This window comes from Candidatus Kapaibacterium thiocyanatum (assembly GCA_001899175.1).
Lineage (GTDB): Bacteria > Bacteroidota > Ignavibacteria > Kapaibacteriales > Kapaibacteriaceae > Kapaibacterium > Kapaibacterium thiocyanatum.
The window spans coordinates 1-16,046 of the sequence record MKVH01000009.1 but is presented as its reverse complement, the minus strand read 5'-3'; the positions used below and the strand labels follow the sequence as shown (position 1 = coordinate 16,046).

The window sequence follows — 16,046 nt, the reverse complement described above, 5'->3', positions numbered from 1 at the left end:
GACGATAGTTTCGCGCCGTCTTTTCATCGTGAGGGCTACTCATGTTTACCCGTACAACGTTACGCACAGCCATCGTCATATGCGCTGTCGCATTCACTACCATCGCATCGTCTGCCCAGACCGGGCGGGTGTTGCAATTCCTCGGACGTCACACGCAACGTCCTGTCTCCTTCGATCAGGGCGGGGCCGAAGTCGTAACCTACGATCCGGCGACGAAGACGGCGATCTTCTCCGCCCTGTACGGCAACAAGATCACGTTCCTCAACATGACGAATCCGGCGATGCCCGTCTTCGTCCGCGAGGTTCTGCTCCAGGCCTATGGCGGAGTCGTCAACAGCGTCACGACCAGGAACGGTCTTGTCGCCGTCGCACTGGAAGATGCCACGGCGAAGACGAATCCCGGCAAGGTCGTCATCTTCGACATGACGGGAACGTTCCGCGCCATGTATACCGTGGGTGCGCTTCCCGACATGCTTGCCTTCACACCGGATGGCCAGCGCCTCGTGGTGTGTAACGAAGGCGAAGCCAACAGCAATTATACGATCGATCCCGAAGGTTCCGTCAGCATCATCGATCTCACACCCGGCGTCGCATCGGGCGTCGTCCGTACCGTCGGCTTCACGTCGCTGAACGGCAAGCAGGACAGCCTCCGAGCGATGGGTATCCGCATCTATGGTCCCAACGCCTCCGTCGCCCAGGACTTCGAGCCCGAGTACGCCGCCATCACGCCGGACGGCAAGACGGCCTACGTGACGCTGCAGGAAGCCAATGCCATCGCCATCGTCGACGTCGTCAATGCCACGCTGACGCGCGTCGTGGCGCTCGGATACAAGGACTACAGCAGGGGATTGCCCAGGACGACGCAGTATCCCTGGAGGGACCGCCCGGTGCTGGGTACTACGGCTGCCGGCCAGGACATCCAGCTCGGAGGCTTCTCCGGTCTGTGGTTCGAAGGTTACGGCGCCGATACCAACACGCTGCGCTTCCTGACGCATCCGGACCGCGGCCCCAACGCCGAGCCGCTCACGCTGCGCGGCCAGCTGCGCCGTCCCTTCGCCCTGCCGAACTTCCAGGCCGAAGTGATCCGCTTCGAACTCAACCGCCTCACGGGTGCCTTCACCATCGTCGATCGCGTGAAGCTCACGCGCACGGACGGCACGACGCCGATCACGGGTCGTCCTAACCTCCAGGCCGCAGGCCAGGGTATCGCCTACACGGACGAATACGGCGTGGACCTCTATGGCAATGACATTCCCAACGATCCGTTCGGTGGCGACCTCGAAGGTATCGTCGTCGACAGCCTCGGCACATGGTGGATGGTCGACGAATACCGTCCCGCCATCTATAACTTCAATGCGAACGGCCAGCTCATCGCCCGGCACATTCCCGCAGGCACGGCCGCATCCGCAGGTGCAGCCGTCGGTACATACGGTACGGAAACGCTGCCTGCCGTCTATGCCACGCGTCGCTCCAACCGCGGCTTCGAAGCGGTAGCCATCGAAGGCAACATCCTGTATGCCTTCATCCAGAGCTCGCTGGACAATCCTGACAACGCGTCGGATGCCACCTCGAAGGCATCCACGTGGTGCCGGATCCTGGCCTTCAACGTCGCGACCAAGCAGGTCGTGGGCGAATACCTCTACCCTATGTTCGAGAAGTTCGGCTCGGCCGACAAGATCGGTGATGCCGTATCGCTCGGTGGCGGACGTTTCAACGTCGTCGAACGTGACGATGCCACGGGCCTGCGCGCCCGCAAGTACATCTTCGAGATCAATCTCAAGGGTGCCACGAACCTCGTCGCGAACCCGCCGACGCTGCCTCCCGGACGCACCATCGAATCCCTGTCCTTCTCCGAACTGTCGACCTACGGCATCCGCCCGGTCCACAAGAAGAAGTCCGTCTATCTTCCGGGTGCCGGTTACGGTGATTTCGACAAGGTCGAAGGTCTCGCACGCATCAGCAAGAACATGCTGGCCGTGATCAACGACAACGACTTCGGTGTGGGCGGTTCGACGCTGAGCAATCCTCCCGACGGCCGCATCACGATCAACGCAAACAACATTCCCGTTCTCGGCCTCATCGCCTTCGATCGTCCGAACGGACTCGATCCCAGTGATCGCGACAACGCCGCTGGAAACGGTCCCGCCATCAACATCAACACGTGGCCCGTCTACGGTATGTACGAGCCCGATGCCATCAGCGTAGCGACGCTGAACGGCGAGACCTACATCGTTACGGCCAACGAAGGCGATGCACGCGAATACGACAACTTCGTCGAGGAGGTACGCGTGGGCAGCGGGGCGGTCACGCTCGATCCCACGGCCTTCGCCGCATGGCCGACGCTCAAGAACAACCGTGAGCTCGGACGTCTCAACATCACCAGCACGATGGGAGACCTCGACGGTGATGGCGACTACGACGAACTCTATACGCTCGGTGGCCGGTCGTTCACGGTGTGGAATGCCGACGGCAATCTGATATGGGACAGCGGCAACGAATTCGAGAAGATCACCGCCGCCGCATTCCCTGCCAACTTCAATACAGGCCATACGACGAATGCGATGGATGATCGTTCGGACAACAAGGGACCGGAACCCGAAGGTATCACGGTGGGAGTCATCAATGACTCCGTCTATGCCTTCATCGGTCTCGAGCGCATGGGCCATACGATGATGTACAACATCACCAATCCCGTCGCACCGAAGTACATCGACTACATCAATTCCCGCAACTTCGGTGTCACGCCGAATCTTGCGAACGTCGACAACGGCACGGTCGGCGATCTCGGCCCCGAAGTGTCCGTCTACGTTTCCAATACGGATAGCCCGAACAACACGGACCTCCTCATCGCCGCCAACGAAATCGGCGGTACGGTATCCGTCTACCAGATCCGCATTCCGCGTATCGTTTCCATTCCTGCCGCGACGATCAAGTCCTGTATCGGTGATCGACTGACGCTGTCCGTCACCGCGACGGGTCCGACGCTGACGTATCAATGGACGAAGAACGGTGTCGATATTCCTGGTGCTACGAGCGCGACGTATGCCGTCGATGTCGTCAACGGCATCCAGGGTACGTATGCATGCCGCGTCACGGCAGCGGGTGGCATGACCATCACGCCTCGTGCGACCAACGTGACGGTCTCCGAACGTACACGCCTGACGAAGGAGCCCGTCCTCATGACGCAACTGTCGGTCGACGAGTCGGTGACCCTCAAGGTCGAGGCTACGTCGGCAGCCGGTGAAACGTATCAGTGGTACAAGGCCGGCACGGCACTGGCGAACGGCGTGAAGTACCAGGGCGCACAAGGCCCGAACCTCACTATCCGCTTCGTCCAGTTCGCCGATACGTCGTCGGCATACTACTGCGTCGTAACCGGTGGTTGCAGCAGCGTCCGCTCGCGTAATTCCGCCGTTCTCATTCCGCGCATCCGCATCACGCTACAGCCTCGCGATACCGTCCTGTGTCCTGGCGATGCCATCGTCCTCACCACGTCGGCCAGTCCTTCGGGTGGCGATCGTGGCCTTGGCTACCGCTGGATGCGCAACGGCGAATTCCTCGCCGAAGGCGGCCGCTTCACGGGTGTGAACTCGCCGAGCCTGCGTATCACGGACGTGCGCAATGACGACCAGGCCCATTACTCCTGCCTCATTACCGGTGTACCGTCCAACCTGCCGCGTTCGACCGATCTGGCGCGGATCGACGTAACGGAGCAGCCCATCATCGTGCGTCAGCCTGCGGCTGCGGGTGGTGGTGACGTCATCGAGATCTGCAGTGGCACATCGGCCTACATGAACGTACTCGCTTCGGGTGCCAGCCTTGGTTATCAATGGTACCGCGATGGCCAGCTCATCCCGCTGGCTACGGAGCCGAGCCTCACCACCAGGCAGAACGGTATCTATACCTGCCGTGTGACAGGCCGCTGCGTAACGACGGTCACGACGACGCGTCCGGTTACCGTTACCACGAACTTCAAGCCCGTCCTCGGTCTTCAACCCCAGTATCTGTCGGTCATCACCGAAGGACAGTCGCTGACGCTGCGCATCGCCGTCAAGAGCGGCACGCAACCGATCCGCTTCCAGTGGTACAAGGCCGGTAAGCCGATTCCGGGCGCCAACGGGATCACGTATACGATCGACGATGCCCGGCTCGAAGATGCCGGCCTCTATCAGTGCGGCATCAGCAACGACTGCGGTTCGGAATACACGCAGAACGCCGACGTACGTGTCAACCGCAAGGTGACGGTCGGAGTCGATGACGGGGCCATTGCCGGATCGGGTCTTGCGGTGCGCTGCGAGCCGAATCCCTTCGATGCTTCCTCGACACTTCGCATCGCCGTTCCCGTCGACGGCATGATCCACGTCCGCGTCTTCGATGCCAGCGGTACGCAGGTGGCCGATCTCGGCAGGACCTTCCAGACTGCCGGCGCCATGACACTCATGCTCGAAGGCAACGTCCTTCCCGCGGCCGGTTTCTACCTGGTACGCGTCGAGCTGGCCGACATGGTGGCCACGGTGCCTGTGATCCATACGAAGTGAGGCCTGAACAACCTCCACGATGAACCAGGGCGAGTCACCCCTTTCCGGGCTCGCCCTGAGTTTTTTATAGGCCGGGGAATGGTATTTTCGCCCGAACCATTCCATCTCCAAGCCGATCATGACACGACAAGACCTGGCGCGCAGCATCTTCGACACATCGCATCTCACGGGGGAATTCAAGCTCCGCAGCGGTGTCGTCAGCAACGAATACTTCGACAAGTATCAGTTCGAATCGAATCCGTCCCTGCTCAAGGCCATCGCCGAGCACCTGGTGGCGATGATTCCTCCCGGAACCGAAGTCCTCGCCGGTCTGGAAATGGGAGGGCTCGCCATCGCGACGGCGCTCTCCATGGCCACGGGCCTACCTGCCGCCTTCGTACGGAAGAAGGCCAAGGACTACGGAACGTGCAAGCTGGCCGAAGGCCCCGATCTCCAGGGCAAGCGTGTACTCGTCGTCGAAGACGTCATCACGAGCGGTGGTCAGGTCATCATCAGCGGCAACGATCTGCGCAACCTCGGCGCCGAGATCACGCACGTCGTATGCGTAATCGACCGCGAGAGCGGGGGACGCGCCAAGCTGCGCGAAGCCGGATACGAATTGAATGCGCTCTTTACCATGAGTGAACTGGTGAACCGATGAAGATCATTAGCTGGAACGTGAACGGCATCCGTGCCGCCCTCAAGAAGGGCTTCATGGACTGGGTGAGCGAAGTCAATGCCGACGTCATCTGCCTTCAGGAAACCAAGGCCGATGCCGTATCGATTCCCGACGAAGTGAGGAATCTCGAAGGCTATCACACGTACTTCCATTCGTGCAGCATGAAGAAGGGCTACTCCGGCGTCGGAGTACTGTCGCGCATCGAACCCGTCCGCGTCAACGACAAGCTCGGTATCGAGGAGTTCGATCAGGAAGGACGGATCCTCGAGATCGACTACGGTTCCTTCGTACTCTTCAACATCTACTTTCCCAACGGCTCCAGCGAGAACAAACGCGTGCCGTACAAGCTGCGGTTCTACGATGCACTGTTCGCTCACTGCGATGAACTGCGCAAGAAAGGCCGCGGCATCGTCGTCTGCGGCGACTACAACATCGCCCACATGGAGATCGATCTTGCACGTCCGAAGGAGAACTCCAAGACAACGGGCTTCCTTCCGGAAGAGCGTGCCAAGCTGGACTGGATGGTGGAGCAGGGCTGGCTGGATACCTTCCGTGAGTTCCATGCCGACGAAGCCGAGCAGTATTCGTACTGGGACTATTTCACCAAGGCCCGCGATCGGAACGTAGGCTGGCGTATCGACTATCACTGGATCACCAAGGATCTGCGCCCTGCGCTCAAGAACGCATGGATTTCGCAGGAAGTCATGGGGAGCGATCACTGTCCCGTCGGCATCATCCTGAATCCCTGATCTCAGCTCCGCAACGAGCGTTGCGCGAGCGCCGTTCCTGCAGCGATGAAGACGAGATTCTTGAGGATGTACTGGCCCACGAAGCTGAGGCCGTAGGGAGGCTTCAGCCATGTGACCGACGGCAGGAAGAAGACGGGCAGAAACGTGCCCGCGATGTGGACGAAGAACATGCTCAACGTGATCTTCGTGAACCGTGGAGCGAGGAAGCACAGACCGATGATGATTTCCCACCCGCCCAGCAATGCGGATACATTGTCGACGGGAACCATGGACAACGTCTGCATGACGAGGTCATGTGCAGGACTGAGGTCGGTGAACTTGAGGATGCCGAACCAGACGTAGACGATGGCGAAGGCCCAGCGTATCAGCCATTCCACGTGGCGGTCGTTGAGGAAGCGCATGGGCAAAGATACGACACGCGGCATGCCGTCATCGTACTCCCGATCGCAGAAGCTCGATTCAACGCCAGTTGAGATACAGAATGTCCATGAAGTTGCAGATCGACACGCCGGCCATGAGGTTGTACTGGATTGCGCCCGCGACGTCGACCCTCATGCCGCCATGGATTCCGACGACGTCGGTGACGGGTACGATGAGGTTGCCCTGCAGCCGGATACCGTCATGGATTTCGTCGGGAAGATAGACGGTGGGAACTCCGCGTGCATGCTTCCAGCGGAACTGCTGATGCAGATAACTCACGGATGCGGTGAACCAGGTACGGGCCGCTTCGAACGATACGGAAGGGCCGATCGACCAGAACGTTCCCGTGCCCGTCCATGCCGATCCATCCTGGCCCAGGCCATTCTGGAACGACGCCCACAGGTAGTCCACCGTCACACCGAAGTACTTCGCCCGTCCCGTTCTTGCGGCGACGACACCGTTCAGCCCTCTACCCCAACCTGTCATCGCCTTCACATCGGGATCGATCAGCGTGGAGTATCCCGTATTGTAGAACACGTTGACGTAGGCCGCACCGGATATCATGAACGGCGGCATCTCCGTCGTGTCCAGCAGGCTTCGCGTCAGAGGATCGGTAGCAGGCTCCTGAATCGTTCCGGGTTTGGAAGCGCGCCCCACTCGAAGGATATCCATCCACGGCACGACGAGTGCCTCGTTGTCCAGGATCCGGATGACGAGGTCCTGTTCCGGAATGTACTCGACTATCCTGCCTATGTACGCCTTCCCGCTCTTGAGGAACACCGTGTCGGTCTCCTCCGAAAAACAGCACGTCGTGCCAAGTACGAACAGGATCGTGGCACAGCTGATACGGATAGGCAGATACATGGCTCTGTACGTTATGTAGGAGAAGGACGGATGCGGTCCCGGCAAATGTAATCGGAACTCCGATGTGACGAACCATTCCTGTCCGGAAGAGGAGGCCCTCCGACATTGGGGCATGAAACGCTTCCTCATCCCGGCATTCGCTGCTGTCGCCATCGTCGCTGCAGGTGGATATACTCCCGGCGATCCCGTCGATGCCGTGAGATCCAGATCGTACTACCGCACCTCGTCGGGCGCGATCGAATACTGCGTGGACGGAAACCGGTTCGAGCTCGGCTCGAAACCTGTCCCTGCGGATGCCGCGTCGTTCGTGGTAGTTGACGAATCATATGCGAAGGACAGGAATGTCATGTTCTTCCGTTCCGTGCCTCATCCCGAAGTGGACGTGGAGTCGTTCCATATCGACAGGGGTGTTCCGAAGGACAGGTATCATGTCTATCGGGACGACAATGGTGCATTCATCGCATTCGACGATGTGGATATACCTTCGTTCGAGAACGTATGGGAGGAAGATTACCGGGGTCCATGGGCGCTCGACGTCAACAGGTATTACTTCAGGTATCATCCGATCGATGTGGATCGTGCTACGTTCAGGAAGCTGAACACCGAATTCTATGCCGACAAGCACGGCATCTACACATTCATGCAGGGCGACAGTTTCCGCTGCATGTCGAACAAGGTTCAGGAGTCGTCCGTAGTGAACGACGCTTACGTACGTGTCGCCGATACGTTGTACTTCGTCTACCGCATCGGCCGCCTGGAGCTTCGTACCCATCCTGTACGGGATGTATCGTCGTTGAGAGTGGTTTCACGCTCGACCGTCTGTGTGGACGGTGTCGTCCTCGTCGACAATGAGCCATTCGCTGCACAGGAGGCCGATGCGGCCACCATCGAGCAACCGAAGGAATTCGTACCGTTCCTGCACAGGGACAGGAACCATGTCTGTTATCGGCAAGGCATCCTGGATGGGGTGGTTCCATCGACGTTCAGGAGATCGGGCGACGGATGGAAGGATGGCAACGGGAACCACTATGATCGATTCGGAAAAAGGCTGTGGCCTGTCCTGGTTCGGCTTCTTCGACGACGAGCGCCGTCGACCGATCCCATGATCCTCCTACTAACGAGGATGGAGTATCGGGGCCGGCTTCCATGCGGCCCCGATCCTACGAGCATCACTGATGGTTATGGTAGAGAAGGTCCATGAAGTTGCAGAACGACACTCCTAACATGAGGTTGGGCTGAAACGTACCCGCGATGTCGAATCGTGCACCACCATGGATTCCGACGAAGGGCGTGACCGGGATGACGAGGTGGTGTTGCAGGCGTATACCTTCGCGGGTCTCGGCCTGAACATAGCCGGACGGATACCCCGGTGGGCTATCCCAGTCGTACCGCTGATGCAGATAGCTCAGGGAAGACGTGAACCACAATCCGAGCGCTTCGAACGACAGGCTTGGGCCGACGGACCAGAAGGTCGCCGTGCCTGTCCATCGGGTCCCACTGGCGCCGAGACTGTTCTGGAACGATGCCGACAGATAGTCCGCCGTTACCCCGAGATACTTCGTTCGGCCGATACGTCCGGCGACCACACCGTTCAGCCCTCTACCCCATCCCGCGATTGCCTGATCCCGGATAGCGGTCGAGGAAGAAATGACGTAGCCGATGAATCCGTTGACGTAACCGGCTCCTGAGATCATGAACGAGGGCATGTCCGTCGTATCCAATGCCCTCCGTTTCGAAGGGCCGACATAGCGTCCGGACGTCGTCTGGGCTCTCGTGACACGTGCGACGCGGAGAATTTCTCCCCACGGTACGACGAATGCGTCGTTGTTCTGGGTAAGAATGCTGACGCTCTGTTCAGGAAGATATTCCACGATTCGACCTATGTAGGTCCTTCCATTTTTGTGGAATACCGTGTCGGTTTCCTCTGATAAACAGAATGCCGTGTTTAGTAAAAGAAAGATGGTCGTACAGCAAATCCGCGAAAGGACGTACATGGAATTCTGTTATAAAGATGGTTAAAAAATAGAAGTAGACTATACAATGTTAAACAATCATTGTATTTATCGAATGAATTCTTCGGTGGTATATTGCGGCGTGGTTCTTTTTCAATCATCGTTTCATTGAAGGGATGTGCATATGCGTTTTTCACGTGCGCTATCGATCGTCGTAGTTCTCGGTGTGATGCTGGGTATCTGTGGGTGTTCTGTCCGGGTCGGGGATTTCACAACTATCTCGACGAAGAACGTCGCATTGACGGATAAGTTCGTCAAGGTCGGTCGGTTCGCGGATGATGATCTGGCATGGACGATCCTGTTCATTCCGTTCGGATTCCCGGACATGAAGAATGCCGTCGACAACCTGCTCGATCATAACGGAGGCGATCTCGCTACGAATGCCGTTCTGACGGCCTACTCTCTGCCCCTCATCATCGTCAGTCAGAGGGGATACAAGGTCGAGGGTGACGTATGGAAGAAGGCCTCGATGGGCGATCTCATGAACGGAGAGGAGCTGTTCGATCTTGCGACGATGCCGGACGGTCGGCAGGAACTCGTCTCGCCGCGTGATGTGAAGGTGCGTTATTCCGTCTCGACGTCGGAAGATCTGATGGCGCAGTACGAGGCCATGAAGTAAGCATATCCGTAGATGATATCCGGCGCCGGGTACCTGCCTGGCGCCATGTCATTCGTTCGAACGGGAGGGAAGATCGCAGGTGTCGATGAATCATCGGAAGTACATGCCTGATTCCATGCATCGTCATCGATGTGAAGCTGATCGTCGGCACTGGGTGGAAGTACTCCGTCAGATTATCGGTTGATCCTGTATCCGCTGTACCAGATCTCCACCGTGGCCTTCTGTTCACCCTTCGGCCCCGGCTTCGCCTTCGTGTCGAAGTCGCCGGTCATGGTCTTGGGCAATGCGAAGTCGCCTACGTCGACCATGAGCTTGAGATAGGACGGCAGGCAGTAGGTACGCGCTGTCGTGTCGTCATAGACGAGTTCAGCAATGACCGTGCCGCCCTTCTTCGTCGTCATCTCCACACGACGTGGGACGAGCATCGTCGTATCGACCCATATCGTGGCCACTGCGATATCGTCGGCATCGCTCGTAGGGATGATCCTGACCTTTCTCATCGTCGTTCCCTGGAACGGCATACGTCCGGCGTCGACGGCCGTGAACGGCTTGGAGAGCAGGCGTGCACCGGACAGATCCACGCCCTGTTTGGGAATCATGGCGAAGCCCGGCGCATCGATATGCGTCTTGTCCGGTTGTTCGAACCGTATACGAGCCCGTGATTCGGGAGCCTTGAGGAAGGGAACGTCGACCTTGATGCGCATGTCGGCCTCGTACGTGCGTGCGCCGAGCATGCGGTCGCGCATACGGTGCATGAGGGCCTGGGGATCTTCCTGTGCATACATTCCGGCTGCGAGGACGATGATTCCGACGATGGCGAGAACGTGACGCTTCATGTAAGGATATCCTTCCTTCTGACGATGATTAGGGCCGCACCGTAGCAGGCGGCCATGTGTCCTGCGAGTACCGATGCCGACGTCGCCACGCGCGACCAGTCGACCGGATCGTCGAACAGCAGCTTCCAGCCGTTCATGTGATTGGTGAACAGCAACGGTCGTATGGAGTCGAACAGCGGCAGATCGATGGCGGAGATGATGGTGAAGACGATGATGATGGCCATCGTCGTCATGATCGGTCCTATGCTGTTCTCCACGAGCGACGAACAGAGGAAGGCAACGCTCGCGACGGTCATCATGGACAGCATGGCGAAGGCATAGGCCAGTGCGAAGCGCCAGAGGACGTCATTCTGGGCGATGATGGTGATCTGGGAACGTATGACGATGACTTCGCCCGTGCCGAGGACGAGGACGCCGAGACCGAGCGACAGGATGGCCATCCACAGGACGAGCAGCTTGACGTAGATCATGGAGGCGAGGTACTTCGACGTCACCATCGTCGTGCGCGTCAGCGGCCGTGTGAGGAGGAGTCGATAGGTACCGGACGTGGCTTCGCCGGCGAGACTGTCCCCGGCCACGAGCGTCACGAGGAACGGTACGTGGAGATAGAGCGCCCCGAAGATGATGTAGGCTACCGTATAGCCGTTCATCAGATTGCCCGTGAAGGTGAAGGCCTGCTGCAGTGTCTGCATGGCGAAGGAGAAGTACTGTCCACCCTCCGCACTCATCGCGAGTACGATGACGGGTACGAGCAGCGTCATGGCGATGAAGCCGATGAACGTGCGCCACTTGCTGAAGACCTTGGCGAGTTCGACGCGCAATGCCGTGATCATCATGAGGCTTCCCTCACGAGTGAGAGGAAGTACTCTTCGAGCGAGCGAACGGGGACGACTCCGTGGATGGCCAGGCCGTGCTGATCGAGATGATGGACGACGCCGGCGATCTCGTTACGGTCGAGCATGAGGATGAGCGCCCGCTCCGTCATGCCGTTGATACGTCCTGCGAACGGCGTCGTGCCGAGCGCGGTCACGGCATCGTGCGGGCGATCGGTCTCGATCGTCACACGCAGCCGTCCGGCGTTGAGCAGGTCCTGTACCGATCCTTCCACGATGGTTTTGCCACGGTTGATCACGATCATGCGCGTGGCCGTGAGTTCCACTTCGGGAAGGATATGCGAAGACAGGAAGACCGTCTTGCGATGATCTGCGCTGAGCGACAGGATGAGCTCGCGGATGTCCTTCATGCCTTGCGGGTCGAGGCCGGTCGTCGGTTCGTCGAGAACGATGAGATCGGGATCGTGCAGGAGGGCCTGGGCGATGCCCAGACGCTGCTTCATGCCGTGGGAGAAGGTCTTCACCTTGTCATGTGCCCGCGTATCGAGGCCGACGATACCGAGGACCCGCATGATGGATGCGGTCGACACGTCGGCACGGCTCAGGCGTCCGAGCAGTTCGAGATTCCTGTATGCCGTGAGGTAGTTGTAGAAATCCGGGCGCTCGACGATGGCACCGACGCGGCGGAGGATTTCCTCACGATGCGTGGTCAGGGGTTTGTCGAAGAGGGCGACGGTGCCGGACGTCGGTTTGACGAGCGACAGCATCATGCGGATGGTCGTGCTCTTGCCCGCGCCGTTCGGCCCGAGGAAGCCATAGACGTCACCCTGTTCGACGGTCAGGTCGATACCGTTGACGGCATGGAAGTCTCCATACGACTTGTGAAGACCGCGAACGGTGATGACCGGCATCGGGAGGGTGCTTTCAGAGCTGGGAGACCAGGTCCTTGAAGACTCTGCCGCGCTGCTCGAAGTTGTCGAACATGTCGAAACTCTTGCAGGCAGGCGAGAAGAGAACGATATCGTCGTGTTCCGCCAGTTCCGAAGCGTGGCGGACGGCGTCCTGCAGCGTAGGCGACTTGACGCAGCGCTTGCGCGTGCACCAGTGGTTGAAGATGGTGTCGGTTTCCTCGCCGATGCAGACGATGGCCTTCACGTTCGTGTCGACCAGATCGTCGAGCTGGCCGTAGTCGTTGTTGTCCCCACGGCCACCGGCGATCCAGACGATCGGACGATCGAAGCTCGCCAGTGCGTACCAGGCGGCATTGACGTTCGTGGCCTTGGAGTCATTGTAATAGCGTACGTCATGGAAGGTCCGTACGTATTCGAGGCGGTGCTCGACACCGGCGAACGACTGGAGCGAGTCGCGGATGTCTTCGTTGCGCACTTCGAAGGCGCGTGCGGCAAGGGTGGCTGCAAGGGAGTTGTACAAATTGTGCACTCCCGGCAGTCCGATTCGGCGTACCGGCATGAGAATCTCCTCGTTATGCTGCAAGCCGGCACGCAGGATGATTTCGTCCCCCCGGACGAACGCCCCACGTTCCACTTCATGTGAAGTACTAAACATGGAGACCATCCCTTGTGCCGTCGATGCACCCGCAGCTGCATGCGGGTCATCTGCGTTCAAAACTACGACATCATTATCGCGTTGGTTAGCGAAAATTTTCCACTTCGCATGCACATACTGTTCAAATGTGCCGTGATAGGAAAGATGGTCGGGAGTGACGTTGGTGAGGATGCTGACGCGTGGCCTGAAGCTGACGGTCGTATCGAGCTGATAGCTGCTGGCTTCCACGACGACGATGGTATCGGGAGATATCATGCCGACGAGACTCGACAGGGGAGTGCCGATGTTGCCCGCCGTTACCGCCGAACGCCCGCTCTGCTGCAGTATCCATGCCGTCAATGCCGTCGTCGTCGTCTTTCCGTTCGTACCCGTGATGGCGATGAGGGGATTCGTCATCATACGCGATGCGTATTCCAGTTCCCCGATGACGGGGATGCCGCGTTCGGCCGCCCGCTGACGTACGATATTCGAAGGAGGGACGCCGGGAGATGTGACGATGAGGTCCGCTTCGAGTGCCCGATCGGTATGTCCGCCGAACTCGTGGGCGATTCCCTCGCGTTTCAGGATGCCGACCGCTTCCGATGTCTTCTCGGCCGGTTTCGCGTCGGTGACGAAGACGTCGTTGCCGGTACGCCGTGCGAGCTGTGCTGCGGCCAGACCGGAGAGGGCTGCGCCGAGAATGGTGATGTTCATGACCACGAAAATACGCAGCGGGATCGGTCCGGTGCGGAGGGTGTCGTACGTGATGCTCACTGGCGGCATCCGTCATCGGCGGTACGGCGGGCATCCCCATATTTGCCTCGGAGCACCGACGCGTGGAACACGGAGAGGGTATTCCGTCGTTCCGTCGAATTTTTTCGGGATACGTACATCACCAATGAAAAAATGTTATTTTCTCATCGGTTAATGATGCAGGGAGATGCCTGAGGGGGCATGCACCCTGTGAACGAAGAGCAGTACGATGGGCAACGGGCAGCAGGGCCATGCTAGAGGGTAGCATGGACACCGTGCCGGAACTTCCGTCTTTCGATAGTGTGGGTCAGGTGGGATGGTGGGCTATGCCAGAGGGCGGCATTGCACCACAGTACTCAGTCATGTCCAGTTGGACTGCCAGGATCCGATCCGGTGCTGTATCGATCCGCCAGGCGGCAACCAGGGCTGGGTAGACGACCAGGCTACAATCCGGTTTCCTTCACAGTTATTCGGTGCACAACCTATGTATCGCTTGCTCCTCCGTCCGCATCTGCGGATGGCGACCATCTTCGCTATTGCCTTACTCGGACTGTTGAGTCCGGGTCAGACAAGGGCCCAGTCCCACGTCGAGATTTCCGGTGGCAGTACCGGAAGTCCCAGGACCTGGATGCCCTTCGGGTTCAACCCGAATCCGTTCAGTGATTTCTACTGGACGGTACGCTCGCAGTTCATCATCAGGGCCGAAGAGGCGGCCTTCTACGGACTGACTCCAGGAAGATTGGAGTCCATTGCCTTCAACTTCCGCAACATCACACCGTTCAACAGCCGCCGGTTCACGATCAGGATGAAGTTCGTCGACTTCAATGTCGTGCCTTCGCCGATGGACAACAACATGACGACCGTGTACGACAATGGGGCGCACGTGTTCGATGCTGTCGCGGGCACGCCGACATGGGTGAAGTTCCCGTTCTCGACCCCGCAGCAATGGGATGGTCGTAAGCACATCCTCTTCGAGATCTGTACCTTCCGTAGTGGATTCACGTCGCTATGGCCTGAATTCGAATACACGCAGGTGCCTTCGGGATATGCGGCAATGTCGTGGAGCGGAATCAGGAATCGCGACGCTTGTTCCTTGACGATCTTTCCGGGCCGATGGGTCTTTCGTCCGATCGTACGAATAGGTCTGTCCGGTATCGATCATTCGTTCCCGGATGACGTCGATCCGCGCCGTGTGCTGAAGGCCGGCTTCGTCTACGACGGTTCGACGCCGGAATTCTCGCGTCCATCACTGTCGATCTATCAGTCGGCAGGCCAGAACATCAATCTGACCTACCGGATCGTCGGTCCTCTGCCGTCCAACAACATCATCTACGAGGGACGTCAGGGAGCGAGCAGCGTGATGACGCATGTCGCCATGACGGACGGTCTCCACAAGTTCGATATTCCGGATGCGACCGGCCCCGCCGCCGGCCCGAACGGTATCCTGAATCTCACACCTATTCCGGGTGGCGTCTATGTTCTGGAGGCGACCTACAGCTCCGGCTCGCGGAACTTCAACTACAGGCGTGAATTCAACATCGCCTTCGACAACGACGTTGCCGTCCGTGCCATCCGTTCGCCGATGGAAGTACCCCGGAAGTATCCCCGCGGTGTAGCCCTGCCGGTCACGGCCCGCATACAGAATGTGGGTCTGAACGACGTGACGTCGACGCGCTGCATCGCCATCATCCGTCGCTCGCCTGGTGGGCAGGAAGTCTATCGCGATACGGTGATCACCGACGTGCGGTTGAAGATCGGAGAGCTTTCGACGGTCGACTTCAAGAATTTCACGGCCCAGGACATTGCGAACTGGTCGCTCCAGGTCTGTACGGAACTGATGGGCACCGTGGATCGACAACAGGCCAATGACTGTTTCCCCGTGAGCGGTCAGTACATCTTCCAGACGCTGCACAACGAGGAAGTCGGTGTCCTGGCTTTGGACGCGCCAGTCGTGACGAGTGGTCAGTATCACGCGAAGCGTCCGTTCACGCCTCGCGGCCGTATCGTCAACGGCGGCATCCAGGATCTGTCGAACATTCCGGTGCGCCTGCAGATCTTCCGCATGCCGGGACGTGTGCCGGTCTACAATGAGAGGATCATCGTTGCCGATGTAGGAGCGGAAGCGCCCTTGAACATGTCATCCATGGAGTTCCCGAACTTCACGCCAGCGGATGCGGGGACGTACGAGGCCTGCATGACGACGGAATACCCTGGTGACC

At 58.9% G+C, this 16,046-nt stretch carries 12 protein-coding genes and 1 pseudogene; 6 read left to right on the top strand and 7 right to left on the bottom strand.

The genetic code is table 11. The features are described from left to right. The first annotated feature begins 128 nt into the window (after positions 1-128). The 3 genes from BGO89_05580 to BGO89_05570 all read left to right on the top strand — a co-directional run bounded on the left by BGO89_05580 (position 129) and on the right by BGO89_05570 (position 5,945). Positions 129-4,538 (top strand): hypothetical protein, encoded by a 4,410-nt coding sequence (locus BGO89_05580; GenBank protein ID OJX59688.1) that lies wholly within the window; start codon positions 129-131, stop codon positions 4,536-4,538. 118 nt (positions 4,539-4,656) lie between these two features. Next, positions 4,657-5,178 (top strand): orotate phosphoribosyltransferase, encoded by a 522-nt coding sequence (locus BGO89_05575; protein OJX59687.1) that lies wholly within the window; start codon positions 4,657-4,659, stop codon positions 5,176-5,178. Then, a complete protein-coding gene (locus tag BGO89_05570; GenBank protein ID OJX59686.1) occupies positions 5,175-5,945 on the top strand; it encodes an exodeoxyribonuclease III in 771 nt (256 codons plus the stop codon). Before BGO89_05575 ends, BGO89_05570 begins: the two co-directional genes overlap by 4 nt. A gap of 2 nt (positions 5,946-5,947) precedes the next feature. Here the strand turns inward: BGO89_05570 and BGO89_05565 are convergent, their stop codons facing one another. Both BGO89_05565 and BGO89_05560 read right to left on the bottom strand, forming a co-directional pair. Next, positions 5,948-6,370, bottom strand: coding sequence for a hypothetical protein (locus BGO89_05565; GenBank protein OJX59685.1), 423 nt, complete (start codon positions 6,368-6,370; stop codon positions 5,948-5,950). 34 nt (positions 6,371-6,404) lie between these two features. After that, positions 6,405-7,229: a hypothetical protein gene (locus BGO89_05560; GenBank protein ID OJX59684.1), complete on the bottom strand. Its 825-nt coding sequence runs from the start codon at positions 7,227-7,229 to the stop codon at positions 6,405-6,407. A gap of 112 nt (positions 7,230-7,341) precedes the next feature. Here BGO89_05560 and BGO89_05555 point away from each other — a divergent pair, with 112 nt between their 5' ends. After that, positions 7,342-8,430: a hypothetical protein gene (locus tag BGO89_05555; GenBank protein OJX59683.1), complete on the top strand. Its 1,089-nt coding sequence runs from the start codon at positions 7,342-7,344 to the stop codon at positions 8,428-8,430. Here BGO89_05555 and BGO89_05550 read toward each other — a convergent pair. Then, complete coding sequence (locus BGO89_05550) at positions 8,399-9,100, bottom strand: hypothetical protein (GenBank protein ID OJX59682.1); 702 nt, start codon at positions 9,098-9,100, stop codon at positions 8,399-8,401. The two genes, BGO89_05555 and BGO89_05550, sit on opposite strands and share 32 nt — an antisense overlap. 265 nt (positions 9,101-9,365) lie before the next feature. On the opposite strand from BGO89_05550, the gene BGO89_05545 reads away from it, so the two are divergent. Next, the gene (locus BGO89_05545; protein OJX59681.1) at positions 9,366-9,860 is read left to right on the top strand and encodes a hypothetical protein; all 495 of its coding nucleotides are present in this window, start codon (positions 9,366-9,368) and stop codon (positions 9,858-9,860) included. Positions 9,861-10,033: 173 nt separating this feature from the next. Here the strand turns inward: BGO89_05545 and BGO89_05540 are convergent, their stop codons facing one another. From BGO89_05540 to BGO89_05525, 4 genes are read right to left on the bottom strand one after another with little or no spacing between them, the layout of a single operon-like run. Then, entirely contained in the window at positions 10,034-10,696 is a 663-nt protein-coding gene (locus BGO89_05540) for a hypothetical protein (protein ID OJX59680.1), read from the bottom strand. Next, entirely contained in the window at positions 10,693-11,529 is an 837-nt protein-coding gene (locus tag BGO89_05535; protein ID OJX59742.1) for a hypothetical protein, read from the bottom strand. Before BGO89_05535 ends, BGO89_05540 begins: the two co-directional genes overlap by 4 nt. After that, on the bottom strand, positions 11,529-12,440 hold the full coding sequence (locus BGO89_05530) for a bacitracin ABC transporter ATP-binding protein (GenBank protein OJX59679.1): 912 nt from the start codon (positions 12,438-12,440) through the stop codon (positions 11,529-11,531). The genes BGO89_05535 and BGO89_05530 overlap by 1 nt, the downstream gene beginning before the upstream one ends. A gap of 13 nt (positions 12,441-12,453) precedes the next feature. Beyond that, positions 12,454-13,788, bottom strand: coding sequence for a UDP-N-acetylmuramoylalanine--D-glutamate ligase (locus BGO89_05525; GenBank protein ID OJX59741.1), 1,335 nt, complete (start codon positions 13,786-13,788; stop codon positions 12,454-12,456). A gap of 523 nt (positions 13,789-14,311) precedes the next feature. On the opposite strand from BGO89_05525, the pseudogene BGO89_05520 reads away from it, so the two are divergent. Further along, positions 14,312-16,046: pseudogene (locus BGO89_05520) on the top strand (hypothetical protein).

Bases quoted from the DNA above. Each gene is read 5' to 3' on its own strand.
- BGO89_05575 (OJX59687.1), top strand. From the start codon at position 4,657: ATGACACGACAAGACCTGGCGCGCAGCATCTTCGACACATCGCATCTC.
- BGO89_05570 (OJX59686.1), top strand. From the start codon at position 5,175: ATGAAGATCATTAGCTGGAACGTGAACGGCATCCGTGCCGCCCTCAAG.
- BGO89_05565 (OJX59685.1), bottom strand. From the start codon at position 6,370: ATGCCGCGTGTCGTATCTTTGCCCATGCGCTTCCTCAACGACCGCCAC.
- BGO89_05560 (OJX59684.1), bottom strand. From the start codon at position 7,229: ATGTATCTGCCTATCCGTATCAGCTGTGCCACGATCCTGTTCGTACTT.
- BGO89_05555 (OJX59683.1), top strand. From the start codon at position 7,342: ATGAAACGCTTCCTCATCCCGGCATTCGCTGCTGTCGCCATCGTCGCT.
- BGO89_05545 (OJX59681.1), top strand. From the start codon at position 9,366: ATGCGTTTTTCACGTGCGCTATCGATCGTCGTAGTTCTCGGTGTGATG.
- BGO89_05540 (OJX59680.1), bottom strand. From the start codon at position 10,696: ATGAAGCGTCACGTTCTCGCCATCGTCGGAATCATCGTCCTCGCAGCC.
- BGO89_05535 (OJX59742.1), bottom strand. From the start codon at position 11,529: ATGATCACGGCATTGCGCGTCGAACTCGCCAAGGTCTTCAGCAAGTGG.
- BGO89_05530 (OJX59679.1), bottom strand. From the start codon at position 12,440: ATGCCGGTCATCACCGTTCGCGGTCTTCACAAGTCGTATGGAGACTTC.
- BGO89_05525 (OJX59741.1), bottom strand. From the start codon at position 13,788: ATGAACATCACCATTCTCGGCGCAGCCCTCTCCGGTCTGGCCGCAGCA.